Source organism: Gaoshiqia hydrogeniformans, from assembly GCF_049347105.1.
In the GTDB taxonomy this organism is placed as follows: domain Bacteria; phylum Bacteroidota; class Bacteroidia; order Bacteroidales; family Prolixibacteraceae; genus Gaoshiqia; species Gaoshiqia hydrogeniformans.
Window position 1 is genome coordinate 5279195 of the sequence record NZ_CP186334.1, and the last position, 13775, is coordinate 5292969.

Below are 13775 nucleotides of genomic sequence, written 5' to 3' on the forward strand. Positions count from 1 at the left end.
AAGTTTAAACAAGCTATTTCAATCCGATAATTTACAATTTTTAAATAATTAGATGCTTTTTATTTCAATTTATAAGAAAACAATCCGCGAAATAAGTTTTTTTAATATATTGCAGCCGATTTTACTGAATTAAATACAAATAAGTACCTGAAAAGTTAAATTACTGATAATGAATCCACAAGCTGAAGAATTAAATCGGGTGATTCGCGAAAAGAACCCTGTCGTCTATGATCTGCTCTCCCTGAAAGGTAAAAATATCTTTTTCCCGAAAAAAGGAATCCTTGGCCAAACGGCCGATGCCAAAGGAACACGAATCAACGCGACCATTGGCGCAGCGGTTGAAGACAATGGTTCGCCCATGCGTTTGGAAAGCATCGAAAGCAACGTCAGGCTCGATCCTTCGCTGGTTTTTCCTTATGCCCCGAGTTTTGGACGCCCCGATATCCGGGCGCGCTGGAAAAGCATGATTTATGAGAAAAACCCGTCGATCGGCAACCAGGCGCTTAGCCTTCCGGTGGTGACCAACGCCCTGACACATGGCGTAAGCATGGCCGGTTACCTGTTTGTTGACGAGGGAGACAAAGTCATTGTTCCCGATTTGTTTTGGGGAAATTACAACCTGATTCTGAACCACGCTTACGGCGCCGAATTGCAAAAATATAAGTTGTTTGACGGAGATCGGATGGATATGGATGCCTTTAAAGCCAGCCTCGAAGTTGGCGGAATTGGTAAGAAAATCCTGATCCTGAACTTCCCGAATAACCCGACCGGTTATTCGCCAACAGTGGATGAAGCAAAAGCAATTACCCAAATCATCAAAGAATCAGCCGAAAAAGGAAATAAAATTGTCATTTTCTCGGATGATGCCTATTTTGGGCTGGTGTACGAAAACGGGGTGGAAACCGAAAGTATTTTTGCACAGCTCTGTGATTTACACGAAAATGTACTGGCCCTTAAAATTGATGGTCCAACCAAAGAAGACTATGTATGGGGCTTCCGGGTGGGTTTCATGACCTACGGAATTAAAGGCGGCGATGCGGAACTTTATGCTGCATTAGAAGCCAAAACCGCCGGCGCTGTCCGCGGAAATATTTCCAATGCGGCCAATATTTCACAATCGCTTTTACTGGCCGCCTTCGAAAACCCGGCCTATAAAGAGCAAAAGGCCGCCAAGCTCGGTATCATGAACGAACGCTATGTCGCGGTTAAAGAAGCCCTGAACGACAATAAGTATAACGAGTATTTCACGGCATTGCCTTTCAACTCGGGTTACTTTATGTGTGTTCAGCTGGCCGACGGCCTGGATGGCGAACTGATCCGTAAAATTCTGATCGAGAAATACAGTATCGGGATCATTAACCTGAGCAATGTTATTCGGGTTGCTTTCTCTGCGGTGGCAGCGTCTGACGTGAAAGAGCTGTTTGAGGGCATTTACAACGCCTGCAAAGATTCGAAAAATTAAGCCATTACAAATAAGTTGAGTCTGTAAAGCCGTTTGTCGTTTGATAAACGGCTTTTTTATTGTCGTTGCAGCATGTATACCCTGAAAAACAGGAATATCTGGACCTGTATTCAGTGTCACTCTGCGAAACTTTGCGGCCTCATGGCGTCCTCTGCGTTAAAAAGTGCCTGAGTGCCTGAGTGGCAAAGTAACAAAGTAAAAGGCGGCTTGCTTCCGTTGTCCCTTCTCCCGTCTCCGGTAATTGCTCCGTGCTCTCCGCCCCATGCCGTATTTCGCCTTCGTGTTTAAATCTTCTTCTGTCGGCCCGGGCGGGTGCGGCGCATAAGTCCCGGGCGTTCTCCCGTCTCCGGTCTCCGTTAATTGATCATTACAGCATGGAGCTTGGGGCTTGGGCTTGGGCTTGGACTTGCTCTCTGCGAACTTTGAGCTTCTTGGCTTTTTTATTGCCGTTGCAGCATGTATACCATGAAAAACAGGAATATCGCAAGCCCAACCAATGCCATATTGATTATTCTAGCCAGCGACGCTTTGTAAAAACCCAGTATCAATCCGCATAAGCCGGTCAGCCCGGCAATTTGAAGTCCAAAAAAGAAACTGAGCGCTTTGGTTTCGGCCGGGACCGGCTGCCCGGGTATGACTTCCTGAACCGGGATTTGCCCGCTGCTGATCACCCATAACGAAAAAATACCCAGCAGGGCAAAAAGCAGCTGCCCTGCCTGCAAAAGCCGTTTTTTACGTTCAACCCATGAAAAAATGATCAGGGCGATGGCAGCAAAAAGCAACCACTGCGTGCTGGTAGTCAATGTTAAAAATGCCTGGCGGTCCATGTTTCTTGATTTTTGCAAATATAAACAAAGTAGCCGTATTCAGTCGCAGAATTCAGTCGCGGTTTTACTCAGTATTTGTAGCAGCAAGTGCTTACTCCGACGCAGACGGATTCAAGTTTCAGGCTCCATGCTGCAATGACCAATTATCCAATGACCAATGGCCAATGAGTAATGGGTAAAACCCTGCTGATCAACATAAAAACTTACTTATTAGGGAATTATTTAGCCTTATAAGGCGAAACACGTTAGCAAAGGCTGCTAAACTGTATAGCCAAGGCTGCTAAAGTATCTCGCAAAGGCTGCTAATCAGCGTGGCCAAACCTGACAGGTTTAAATATCTCTGCGGGTGTGGTTAAAAACCGCACCTTGCTTACAGCGTTGGATCGGACAGGATAACCCACGCCATTATGCAGGAGAGACAGGTTGGTTTTATTTTCTCCGTATTTTGCCGGCATTGATCCATTGATCAACCGATCCGTTTTCAAACGGAACCAGGAAGAAGCTGTACGTATGTGTTTCCTGCCCGCTCATGGTATATTTCCGTTGCGGACGGGCGCCCCAGCTGTCGTCGCCGCCCAGGCCGCGTTGCCCCAGGTCGATGTTCAACTGCACCAAATCGCGTTCACGAATATCATGAATGTGTTTACTGCCGTTCACCTCAGGGATTCCGTCGATCCGGTATTCCGGTTCCAGCCCGCTGTTTCCTTCATAATCCAGACCGGCGGTGGTATCAAAATCTTCGTTCAGCATGTGCAACGCGCTTATACCAAGTCCGGTTTTTTGATTCGCAGCCACCACCAGTAACCCGTTTCCTTTTTCATTACTCAAGGCCATCCAACGAACGTCGGTTTTGTACCCGTTTTCCTGCGGACGAACATACGGTACGTACTGTTCGCTCACGGTCGACCGGTACAGGCCAATAAATGCCGACGCTTTCCGGTCGACATAGTTTTCCCAGGGGCCGCGACCATAAAAGCTGATGTTTTTATACTCGGCCGGAAGCTGCATCGACATGCCCACGCGGGGAATATCGGCTTTGTAATCGCTGGCCGCGAGGGTATTCGATACGTTTACCACCCCGTTGCCTGCAATTTCGTAAATACTTTCGAAGGTGGTATTCACCCCGGGCAAATGATAGCTGACCAGAAGCCGGACCCGGTTCATAGCAGTTTTTTCGGCCTTCAGTTCAGTCACCTCTGAAAACAGCGAAGCCTTTTTCCATTCCAGGTTGTTGAATTGCATCCGGTTTCCAAAATCGTTATCGGTGGGAGCCCGCCAGAAATTCGGTTTAGGCCCTTTCCCCTCGTTCAGCAACTCAACACCCCGGTATTCATACGAAACCATCCGGCCTTCGGCTTTACTGAAAACCAGGCGGAACAAATCATTCCACACGGCAACCTGACCCGGTTCTTCTTTCAGGTTCAGAGCGTCGCCGTTATCAGGCTCAACAGCAACTGCCCGGTACAAATGATCGAGATGAAGCTGCTCACGAGCCACTTCAAATCCTTTCGGCAGCAAGCCCCAGGCACTTTTCAGGGTGGCCGACATCTCAACAAAATATTCAGTATTTCCCTCCACAACGATCTCCGTTAACGGAATGCGAATCAGTTTTCCGGTATGCGTTTCAATATCCAGATCGTTCAATTCAACGGTTTTCAACGTCTTTCCATCTGCTTTAATTTTAGCCGTGAAGTTGAAAGCGCTCAGGTTTGTGAAATCATACAGGTTTTCGACAAACACCCTCAGCTCATTATGATGATTCACACCTTCCGCTTTGAAATTGATAAACTCGTGCGCTTTTTTCACCTCGTACAGGGCAGGTTGCGGACTGCGGTCGGGAAAAACAAGGCCATTATTCAGGAAGGAGTTGTCGGTTGGCATATGCTCGCCGTAATCACCGCCGTAAGCATAAAAACGTTCTCCTGTTTCACTTGTTTTCCAAATCGACTGATCGACCCAGTCCCATATAAAACCACCCTGCAGATTGTCGTACAATTCAATCACATCCCAGTAATCCTGAAAATTACCGGTGCTGTTCCCCATCGCGTGGGCATATTCGCTGGGAATAAAAGGGCGGTCGGTTTTTCGCTTGCCCACGTACTCGAAAAAAGCGGGCGACGGATACTGCGGCACCAAAATATCGGTGTTCCAGTCCATATCCAGAATACTACCGTCGTCATCTTTATAAGGACGCTCATACTGCACCGGGCGTTTTTGAGTGTCAGCATCTTTCATGGCCCGGTAGCCGGTATAGAAATTTATTCCGTTACCAGCCTCATTCCCCATGCTCCAGATAATCACCGAAGGATGATTCTTATCGCGTTCAACCATGCGGACCATGCGGTCAACATGTTGTTTTTCCCATTCAGGCCGTTTGGCCAGCGAATGTTCGCCGTAATACATGCCGTGAGATTCAATATTGGCCTCATCCACCACGTAAATGCCATGCTCATCGCAAAGCTCGTAAAAACGGGCATCGCGCGGGTAATGACTCAGGCGAACAGCATTGATGTTATTCTCTTTCCACAGGCGAATGTCTTTCATGATCACTTCTTCGCTCATCACATGCCCTGTCTCCGGATCGGTTTCCTGCGTGTTTACGCCTTTCAGGGTAATACGCCGGCCGTTGACCAGCAACAATCCGTTTTTGATTTCAACTTTCCGGAAACCAATCTTCGTAGCAACGGCCTCCAGCGTCTGGCCTTTTTTATCCTGAAGATGGAGCAGCAGTGTGTATAAACGGGGATGTTCGGCGCTCCACTGCCCGACATTTTCAAGAATCAATTCCGGGAACGAGACCGAAAGCCCGGCTTGTACGCCGGGGGTCACTACCCGGGTTGCCGTTGAAACAACCACATTGGCAGCATCTTTCAACTCATAGCTTAGTTTTAGCTGTCCGGATTTGGGCAGATGATTCTGAAGATCGACATTCAGCAGGAAAATTCCGTTTTGATAAGCGCCGTCGAGCGTGGCAACCGCTTCAAAATCGCGGATACGCACCTTGGGCTGGGCGTAAATATAAACACTGCGTTCAATCCCGCTGATCCGCCAAAAGTCCTGGCATTCCAGGTACGATCCGTCAGTCCAGCGGAAGATTTGCAAGGCAATCGTATTTTTCCCTTTTTGAAGATAAGGAGTCAGGTTGAACTCGGCGGGCAGTTTGCTGTCCTGCGAATAACCAACGTAATGGCCGTTCACCCAAACAAAGCCCCCCGACTTCATCGCTCCGATATGCAAAAAGATTTCTTTTCCGTCCCAGTCGTCAGCAAGTATAAAATCGCGGCGATACGAACCCACCGGGTTATAATCGTGCGGCACCTTGCCGGGATTTTTCGGATAAATGCGGTCCGTAAATTCCATTTCGGGCGATACCGGAGCTTTATAGTCGGCAAACTCGTACTGGTGATTGACATAAATGGGAATGCCGTAGCCCTCCACTTCCCAGTTCGAAGGCACTTTAAGGTCATCCCAGTGGTCCACCGTTTCATCCGGATTCATGAAGGTGAGCGGACGGTCGTTGGGCGAGCGGACCCAGTTGAATTTCCAGGTGCCGTCGAGGTATTGCCTGGCCGATGTTTCGCGGGCATCGAAACGTAAAGCTTCCTGCACGGAAACAGAAGAAACGAACGAGGCATGTGCCGGTTCCTTATGTTCGCCAATCATCTGAATATTTTCGGCATATTCCCAGACCTGCTTAACCGGATCGGGGGTTTGGGGAAAAACCGTTAAAACGGCAAAAACGAAAGTAATGAGTAGTAGTATGGGCTTCATCTGATTGGCGTTATCCTGTTCTTTTGTTAATAGGTATAATTTTCGGGATTAATCCGGGTGAATTTTTCATCGCCACCCTTTTTATATTCGACCACAAAATGGTTCCACGATTGCGGAAATCCGCCGATGTTGTTGTTCAAATAAATAATTTTAACCGGATGTTTTCCTTTTTCAAGCGCGATCATGGCATTGTTGCGCGAAAAGCGTTTGACTTCACCGTCGTTATTGATCAGCAATTTTTCACCTATAAGAAATTGGTCGAAATTGGTTTGAAACTCGTAAACACCGTCCTCTGCTATCTCGATATAACCGGTGAGGACCGCTCCGGTAGGATCCTGATAATCATTAATCTTAGCAAGCGTTTCTTTCGTCAAGGTCATATCTGTCCAGGCATCAACCGACTCGATATCTTTCACCGATGTAAAATAGCCTTTCGCATACTGTCCTTTCAATCCGGTTCCTGTGGTCTGTACCGTTACAGCAGGAAGCAAATCCTGTTTCTCAACCTGAATCGTCCGCACCCGGCTCATTTTACCACTGTTCAGCACCGAACGGATTTTAACGGTGGCATTTTCGGTGAAAACAAGCGGCGACTCATACACGGCCGAATTCAAATCCGGCTCCTGCCCATCCAGGGTATAAACCATCTTCACCGGGCGGGTTGTTGTAAATTCGAGCGTGGCCTCATCGGTGAAAGCCACCTGGTTTACCGGACCTTCGGGAAGCGGAATGTGGTAATTAATCCCGTGATAATCCAGACGCTCAAACTGCGGATCCATCCGTCGCAGGAAATCGGTGTAATCTTTGTTGGCTTTTTCGGTCCAGCCAACTTCGGCCAGGGCAATGATACGCGGATAAATGCGGTATTCAAACATTTCGGGTGTATACAGGTACTCCGACCACACGTTTCCCTGGGTTCCCAGCACATGTTTGGCTTTTTCGCCATCCAACTCAGCCGGAACAGGATCGTATCCGTATGATTCTTCGAGGGTGGTATACCCGCCAATGGCCACCGGCTCAACCTGACTGCTTCCCTGGTAATGATCGAGGTAAACCCAGTTTCCCGGGGTCATCACCACATCGTGTCCTTGCTGAGCGGCTTCAATCCCTCCGGCTTCACCCCTCCACGACATGACCGTAGCCGAAGGAGCCAATCCGCCTTCCAGAATTTCGTCCCAGCCAATCATTTTCTTCCCGTGAGCCAGCAACACTTTTTCGATACGCTGAACAAAATAACTTTGCAACTCGTGTTCGTCTTTTAAACCTTCCCGGCGAATCCGTTTTTGACAATCGGGACATTTTTTCCAGCGATCTTTGGGGCATTCGTCGCCGCCAATATGAAAATATTCGTAAGGAAACAAAGGCACCACTTCGTTAATGATATCTTCCAGAAACTGAAAGGTTTCATCCTTTCCGGCGCAATACACATCAGGTTCGACCCCCCAAACATTGCGGACCCGGAACGGCCCCCCGGTGCACGAAAGCTGCGGATAACCCACCAATGCGGCGAGCGAATGGCCGGGAAGTTCAATTTCGGGAACGACATCGATAAAACGCTCCGCTGCATAAGCCACCACTTCTTTCACTTCTTCCTGGGTATAAAATCCACCATACTTCGAACCATCGCCCAAAATACGGACAGAGCCAAGTTCAGTCAGTTTCGGGTATTTTTTGATCTCGATACGCCAGCCCTGGTCTTCGGTCAGGTGCCAGTGAAATGTGTTCATTTTGAACAAGGCCATCACGTCCAGTTGTTTTTTAATGAATTCAACCGGCACAAAATGACGGCACACATCGAGGTGCATCCCGCGCCACACAAACCGCGGCTGGTCCGTGATCTGAACGCAAGGCATGGTCCAGTTCACCCGAGTTACAGGCTCGGGGCTTTCAATAGCTGAAGGGAGTAATTGAAGCATCGTCGCCAAGCCGTAAAAAGCGCCTCTTGCCGTGCCGGCTTTTACCGTCACTCCCTGTGGTTCAACCAGCAGTTCGTAAGCCTCGGCTCCACCAACCAGAGCCGGATCCAGCTCGACAGCAATAAAATTCTTTTTGGGTTTCTCGCCGGCTACCTTTAAACTGAAACCGGCAGCCCGGCTAAAACGCTGGTTGATCAAGGCAACGGCTGCCGTCAGGCTTTCATCTTCGGAGACAACAAAAACTGTCCGCGAGTTGACCGTGAACGATCCTTCCTGCTGAGTCAGTTCATTTGGTTGCGGAACAATCGCGATCGTCAGATCCTGGCTTTGGTTGTTGTGATTGCAGGCTCCAAAAGCCAACAGAATGGCCAGTACCGGAATAAAGTTTTTTAAGATGTACATATTCGAATGATTTACAGATTGAAGAATATTTGGTATGATTTTAATTCTTAAAGATGAACTCCTCTGACTTCCGTTGTGCCGCCGCCTTCGAGAGTCAGGTTAAGGGGGGCATTTTGCTGCCAGGCCCCACGTGTAAAATCGGGCACATCAACAGAATTTGACCGATTGGCCACCGACCATTCCGTTAGCGGGGCAATGGCGCTCCACAAAGCGGCATCGTAAACGTCCTGATCCAGCGGCAGGCCATTGCGCAGGCAATCAATTAACCGCCAGTCCATCATAAAATCCATGCCGCCGTGCCCTCCGACTTTTTTGGCCATTTCACCCACTTTTCGAACGATTTCGGGTGTATATTCCTGTTCCAGTTTCTTAAATTCCTCATCATTTAGCCAGCCATGGCCAAACGAAATCCGCGCCGGGTCGGGCCATTTGCAAGCCATCCCCTTTGTACCGCTCAATAAATGAATACGTGAATACGGACGCGTGGACGTTACATCGTGCTGTACCATGATTGTTTTTCCCTGGTGGGTTTTAATCACCGTCGTATTCATGTTACCACGGTAGCTTTTACCTGCAAATTCGCTGTAAAACGAATCCCCGGCGGCTAATTCCCGGGCATGGGCCGCCATCTGAAAATCGTTGGAAGCCATCGAAACAAGGTAGTCCATTTTATCGCCCCGGTTAATATTCATGGCCTGGCACACAGGCCCCAAACCATGTGTCGGATACAGGTTCCCATCGCGGTAATTTTCCTTCAACCGCCACATGTTGTAATAGCCGTTTTTGTCGAAATTTAAATCAAGCAGGTTGTGAATGTAAGCCCCTTCGCCATGAACCAGTTCGCCAAACAAACCTTGCCGGGCCATGTTGATCGTCAGTAACTCAAAAAAGTCGTAACAGCAATTTTCCAGCATCATGCAGTGCCTGCGGGTTTTTTCCGATGTTTCGACCAGTTCCCAGGCTTCGTCCAGGGTAACGGCTGCCGGAACTTCCACTGCGACATGCTTGCCTTGCTGCATGGCGTAAACAGCCATCGGGGTATGCAGGTGCCAGGGTGTACAGATGTATACCAGGTCAATATCGTCGCGTTCGCAAAGCGCTTTCCACGAATCCTCCGTTCCAAAGTATTCTTCCGCTTCGGGCAAACCGGCCTTCGTTAAATGCTTCTGACATGCTTTCACCAAATTTTCACGGATATCACAAAGCGCCTTAATTTCAACTCCCGCTATATGAGACATCCGGACAACGGCGCCGGGACCACGCATACCCAGGCCGATAAATCCGACACGAACTACCGACAATTTCGGAGCAGTGTAGTTGCACATATTAAAAGACTGGCCGGCTTTTTTCCCGGTCGGTTTTCGGTTTCGTTCCGCTTCGGCCGACCAGGCAGGTACGCCTGTAACCGCCAGGCCAACTCCCAACGACAGATGCTTCAAAAACGAGCGACGATTGCTATTTTCCATTTGATTTTACTTTTAAGTTCTACCTTAACGGACAATTGCCTGACAATATAAAGTACGCTAAAGTAGCGTTAGGTTATTTATTGAATCACAAATATATTAAAAGATGCGTGTTCGTACACACTTTTTTGTGAAAAAAATTTTTTCGTGAAAAAATATGAATTACTTTAGTCCCCGAAATCAGGAGATTTCTCAGGCAGGCTTAACTGCTTAACGGAATATCAGCGTATGAATAAATCAGACCATAAACCAGTATAACTTAACAAATACACCTATGAACAAGAACGAAATTGTTGAAATAGCGCTTCAATTTGCGATACAGGGAGAAATAGCAGAAGTACGGCCCTTTGGTTCCGGGCATATCCACGAAACCTTTCGGGTCGGTAACACGAACGCGGAATTTCCGGATTATGTCCTTCAAAAAATCAATTCAGGCATATTTACAAACATTGATCATTTGATGGATAACATCCGGCAGGTTATCAACCATTTGCACACAAAAAAAGGACAAGCTCTACATTCAAATCCAGATGAAAAAATCCTGGAACTGATACCAACTCTTCAGGGGAAGAGTTATTACAAACATCCGGACGGGAGTTATTGGAGGTTATATGTATTCCTGAAAAACACAAAAAGCTATGATCTGGTAGAAAGAGAAGAGCAGGCACTGGAAGGAGGACGGGCATTTGGCAAATTTATTTCATTGCTGTCGGATCTCAATCCTCAAACAATACACGAAATCCTTCCAAATTTTCACAACATCGAATTCCGTCTCGGACAACTTCGCGATGCAAAAAAACACGATCCTAAAAACCGGTTACAAGAAGTTGAAGAAGAAGTTGCCTTTGTGCAGGAAAGAGCAGAACGGATGAGCCTGATCAAAAAAATGGGAGACGAAGGGAAACTGCCCCTCAGAATAACCCATAACGACACCAAGTTTAACAATGTACTGCTCAATGAAAATGATCAGGCGGTTTGTGTGATTGACCTGGATACGGTGATGCCCGGTTATGTCGCTTACGATTTTGGAGACGCCGTCAGAACGATTATAAATACCGCGGAAGAAGATGAAAAAGACCTGGAGAAAATTCAACTCAACCTGAATCTGTTTAAAGCCTATGCCGAGGGATTTATCAGCGAAACCAGTGATATTCTTAATGAACATGAACTGGATTCCTTATCGCAAAGTTGTTTGCTGCTCCCCTTTATCATGGGTGTCCGTTTTTTAACCGATTACATTGACGGCGACCATTATTACCGCATTCATTTCCCCGATCATAACATTCAACGGGCAAGGGCTCAGTTTCAGTTGGTCAGGAAGATTGAGCAACAATTTGAGGTAATACAGGCGACCATAAAACAACTGAGTTCAACTCAAAAAACCCGCAATCCACATGAAGCTTGAAATTCCACTGATTTCGTTGCCGGCAACAAATCCCACAGAATGGCGTTGGCTATTCTGTCAAATGCCTGAAATTCCGATCGACAAGTTTCCGTGGGGAAAAATAGCGTCGCTTCCCCGTGTCGCATTTAAGATTGCTCATAACCAGGAAAATATCTTTCTGTTTTTCCATGTATGCGAAGAACAGGTTCTGGCGCGGTATACCCGGCACAACGACCCGGTTTATACCGATAGTTGCGTTGAGTTTTTTATCGCTTTCGGCGATGAACCCGATTATTACAACTTCGAATTCAACAGCCTGGGGACTTGCCTGGCTGCCTGGGGACCGGACCGGCACCAGCGGGAACGGGCAAATCCTGAAAAGTTAAATCTCATTCAGACACAAACGATCATTAACCGGGTTTCTCACTACCAACTTCCGTGTTTCGAGTGGCAACTGAGTATAAAAATACCCGTTTCCAGCTTTTTCAAACATCAGATCAGTCAACTATCGGAAAAAACAGCCCGGGCCAATTTCTACAAATGCGGCGACGATCTTGATCATCCTCACTTTTTATGTTGGCAAACAATTAAAACCCCGGACCCGGATTTTCATCAACCTTTTTATTTTGGTGAAATTGGTTTTTTATAATCGTACGATTAAAAGAAGATATTCCATATTTTTACACGTTTACCAGCCCTATGGCAAAAACTATGGAAAATAAGGAGCAAAAAAAGAATATAGTCCGAATAAAAGATATTGCCGAAAAAACCGGCGTATCTACCGGGACAGTAGACCGGGTACTGCACAACCGGGGACGGGTATCCGAAAAAGTAAAGCAACGGGTTCTTTCAATTGCACAGGAGCTAAATTACGAGCCCAACATGCTGGCCCGCGCGTTGGTGTCAAAACGGGAATACCGGATCGCGGCCTTAATTCCGGATGCCTCGCTCGATGAATTCTGGGAACAACCCGTCAGCGGAATAAAAAAAGCAGAAAAGGAGCTTCAGCAATATGGACTTACCGTTAGCTACCATATCTTTAATCAATTCGACGTGGAGTCGTTTAAAGAAAAAGCGGAAAAAGTTTCGGAATCAAATTATGACGGAATTTTACTGGCCCCTGTTTTTTACAGGGAATCGCTGACATTTCTGAGCAGATGGAAGGAGCTAAAGATTCCGTTTAATCTGTTCAACACCCATATCCCCGACTACGAACCGTTGGCTTACATCGGACAAGACTCATATCAAAGCGGCGTTCTTGCCGCAAAACTCCTTCACTACGGTCATTCCGCCGGCCCCACGGCATTTATCATTGCCCACATCGACGAGGATGTTTCGAACTCGTCACACCTGATCAAAAAAGAGCAAGGTTTTCTCGATTATTTTGAGCCGTTTCCCAAATCTGATTTTCAACTGATTCATGCCGATCTGAAAAACAGTTCGAACGAGGTCATTTTCTCAGAACAGCTGGATCAGTTGCTCAACAACACGCCACATGTTTCCGGAATATTTGTTACCACGTCGAGGGCCTATACGGTTGCCAACTACCTGCAGGCACGAAATCTGAGGCATATACGTCTGGTGGGGTATGATTTACTGGAGAAAAACTTATCGTACTTAAACAACGGGATTATCCACTTTCTGATCAACCAGAATCCGAGGAAGCAGGGATATTATGGAATCCATTTTTTGATTGACCATCTCATGTTTAAAAAGAAGATTAATCCGATTAAATACCTGCCGCTGGATATCATTACGCGCGAAAACCTGCATTACTACATTGAATCGGAAATATAAGTTCTGCCAGGTATCTGCAATCAGCAGGGAAAAGGAGAATCCGGAAAAATCAATCAAACCTTACGAATTCTGAAAACATAAATTTCTCCTTCAATTCGTACGCGCAGTAAATAAATGCCGGTATGGATATTTTTAATCTGCAGTTTTAACTGTTGGTTTCCGGGAGTCAGATGTATCGGCTCCCACTTGTGGACCATATTTCCCAAAATATCTACCAATTCGAAGTTTGCAGTGGCAATATCGATCGCGTCAATTTCAACAAATACATGATTCTCTACCGGATTGGGAAAAATTTTCTCAATTCGATAAAGCCTTGCCTCATTCTCCGGATTTGTTTCCGGTTGCGAAAAGACTGATAAACCAATAAAAAGAGAAAGAAAAAGTAAAAAGTTTGCCTTCATATTTTCATTGTTTATACCTCATCTTGCAAGTTCTGTTCCAAAACGTTCGGCATAAGTTACAAAAAAAGCCCGTCATATTTGCTATGACGGGCGAAATTTTTTATGCTTTCCGGTACTATTCTGCAATCGAGATCGCGTCAACCGGGCAAACTTCGGCACATGAGCCACAATCAGTGCAAAGATCAGCATCGATTTTGTAGATGTCGCCTTCTGAAATCGCTTCAACAGGACATTCATCAATACAAGTTCCGCATGCGATGCACTCATCTGAAATTACATAAGCCATAACACTTTTTTTTAAGTTAGAGATTAGGGCAAATGTACAAAGTTTGGTAAAAATTCAAAGTAATAC

10 protein-coding genes are annotated in these 13775 nt (G+C 46.7%); 4 read left to right on the forward strand and 6 right to left on the reverse strand.

The window, feature by feature from the left end; genetic code table 11:
* The first annotated feature begins 169 nt into the window (after positions 1-169).
* The gene (locus ACOIT5_RS21030) at positions 170-1462 is read left to right on the forward strand and encodes an aminotransferase class I/II-fold pyridoxal phosphate-dependent enzyme (RefSeq protein ID WP_423128127.1); all 1293 of its coding nucleotides are present in this window, start codon (positions 170-172) and stop codon (positions 1460-1462) included.
* A gap of 440 nt (positions 1463-1902) precedes the next feature.
* On the opposite strand, the gene ACOIT5_RS21035 is transcribed toward ACOIT5_RS21030, so the two are convergent.
* The 4 genes from ACOIT5_RS21035 to ACOIT5_RS21050 all read right to left on the reverse strand — a co-directional run bounded on the left by ACOIT5_RS21035 (position 1903) and on the right by ACOIT5_RS21050 (position 9844).
* Complete coding sequence (locus tag ACOIT5_RS21035) at positions 1903-2289, reverse strand: hypothetical protein (RefSeq protein WP_423128128.1); 387 nt, start codon at positions 2287-2289, stop codon at positions 1903-1905.
* Positions 2290-2718: 429 nt separating this feature from the next.
* The gene (locus tag ACOIT5_RS21040; RefSeq protein ID WP_423128129.1) at positions 2719-6060 is read right to left on the reverse strand and encodes a glycoside hydrolase family 2 TIM barrel-domain containing protein; all 3342 of its coding nucleotides are present in this window, start codon (positions 6058-6060) and stop codon (positions 2719-2721) included.
* 26 nt (positions 6061-6086) lie between these two features.
* Entirely contained in the window at positions 6087-8378 is a 2292-nt protein-coding gene (locus tag ACOIT5_RS21045; RefSeq protein WP_423128130.1) for a family 20 glycosylhydrolase, read from the reverse strand.
* A gap of 47 nt (positions 8379-8425) precedes the next feature.
* Positions 8426-9844, reverse strand: a complete 1419-nt coding sequence (locus tag ACOIT5_RS21050) for a Gfo/Idh/MocA family protein (RefSeq protein ID WP_423128131.1) — start codon at positions 9842-9844, stop codon at positions 8426-8428.
* A gap of 271 nt (positions 9845-10115) precedes the next feature.
* Between ACOIT5_RS21050 and ACOIT5_RS21055 the strand changes: the two genes are divergently transcribed.
* The 3 genes from ACOIT5_RS21055 (at position 10116) to ACOIT5_RS21065 (ending at position 13022) form a co-directional block, all read left to right on the forward strand.
* Positions 10116-11246 (forward strand): phosphotransferase enzyme family protein, encoded by a 1131-nt coding sequence (locus tag ACOIT5_RS21055; protein ID WP_423128132.1) that lies wholly within the window; start codon positions 10116-10118, stop codon positions 11244-11246.
* Complete coding sequence (locus ACOIT5_RS21060) at positions 11236-11874, forward strand: carbohydrate-binding family 9-like protein (protein WP_423128133.1); 639 nt, start codon at positions 11236-11238, stop codon at positions 11872-11874. The genes ACOIT5_RS21055 and ACOIT5_RS21060 overlap by 11 nt, the downstream gene beginning before the upstream one ends.
* A gap of 62 nt (positions 11875-11936) precedes the next feature.
* Positions 11937-13022, forward strand: coding sequence for a LacI family DNA-binding transcriptional regulator (locus tag ACOIT5_RS21065; protein ID WP_423128134.1), 1086 nt, complete (start codon positions 11937-11939; stop codon positions 13020-13022).
* Between the two features lie 53 nt (positions 13023-13075).
* On the opposite strand, the gene ACOIT5_RS21070 is transcribed toward ACOIT5_RS21065, so the two are convergent.
* Positions 13076-13423 carry a T9SS type A sorting domain-containing protein gene (locus ACOIT5_RS21070; RefSeq protein ID WP_423128135.1) on the reverse strand — a complete coding sequence of 116 codons (348 nt, stop codon included), beginning with the start codon at positions 13421-13423 and terminating at the stop codon, positions 13076-13078.
* Positions 13424-13538: 115 nt separating this feature from the next.
* The gene (locus tag ACOIT5_RS21075; protein ID WP_423128136.1) at positions 13539-13709 is read right to left on the reverse strand and encodes a DUF362 domain-containing protein; all 171 of its coding nucleotides are present in this window, start codon (positions 13707-13709) and stop codon (positions 13539-13541) included.
* Positions 13710-13775 lie beyond the last annotated feature (66 nt).

What these genes read in the sequence shown, in the direction of transcription:
- ACOIT5_RS21055 (WP_423128132.1), top strand. Translation starts at nt 10,116, where the DNA reads ATGAACAAGAACGAAATTGTTGAAATAGCGCTTCAATTTGCGATACAG.
- ACOIT5_RS21070 (WP_423128135.1), bottom strand. Translation starts at nt 13,423, where the DNA reads ATGAAGGCAAACTTTTTACTTTTTCTTTCTCTTTTTATTGGTTTATCA.
- ACOIT5_RS21050 (WP_423128131.1), bottom strand. Translation starts at nt 9,844, where the DNA reads ATGGAAAATAGCAATCGTCGCTCGTTTTTGAAGCATCTGTCGTTGGGA.
- ACOIT5_RS21065 (WP_423128134.1), top strand. Translation starts at nt 11,937, where the DNA reads ATGGAAAATAAGGAGCAAAAAAAGAATATAGTCCGAATAAAAGATATT.
- ACOIT5_RS21035 (WP_423128128.1), bottom strand. Translation starts at nt 2,289, where the DNA reads ATGGACCGCCAGGCATTTTTAACATTGACTACCAGCACGCAGTGGTTG.
- ACOIT5_RS21075 (WP_423128136.1), bottom strand. Translation starts at nt 13,709, where the DNA reads ATGGCTTATGTAATTTCAGATGAGTGCATCGCATGCGGAACTTGTATT.
- ACOIT5_RS21030 (WP_423128127.1), top strand. Translation starts at nt 170, where the DNA reads ATGAATCCACAAGCTGAAGAATTAAATCGGGTGATTCGCGAAAAGAAC.
- ACOIT5_RS21040 (WP_423128129.1), bottom strand. Translation starts at nt 6,060, where the DNA reads ATGAAGCCCATACTACTACTCATTACTTTCGTTTTTGCCGTTTTAACG.
- ACOIT5_RS21045 (WP_423128130.1), bottom strand. Translation starts at nt 8,378, where the DNA reads ATGTACATCTTAAAAAACTTTATTCCGGTACTGGCCATTCTGTTGGCT.
- ACOIT5_RS21060 (WP_423128133.1), top strand. Translation starts at nt 11,236, where the DNA reads ATGAAGCTTGAAATTCCACTGATTTCGTTGCCGGCAACAAATCCCACA.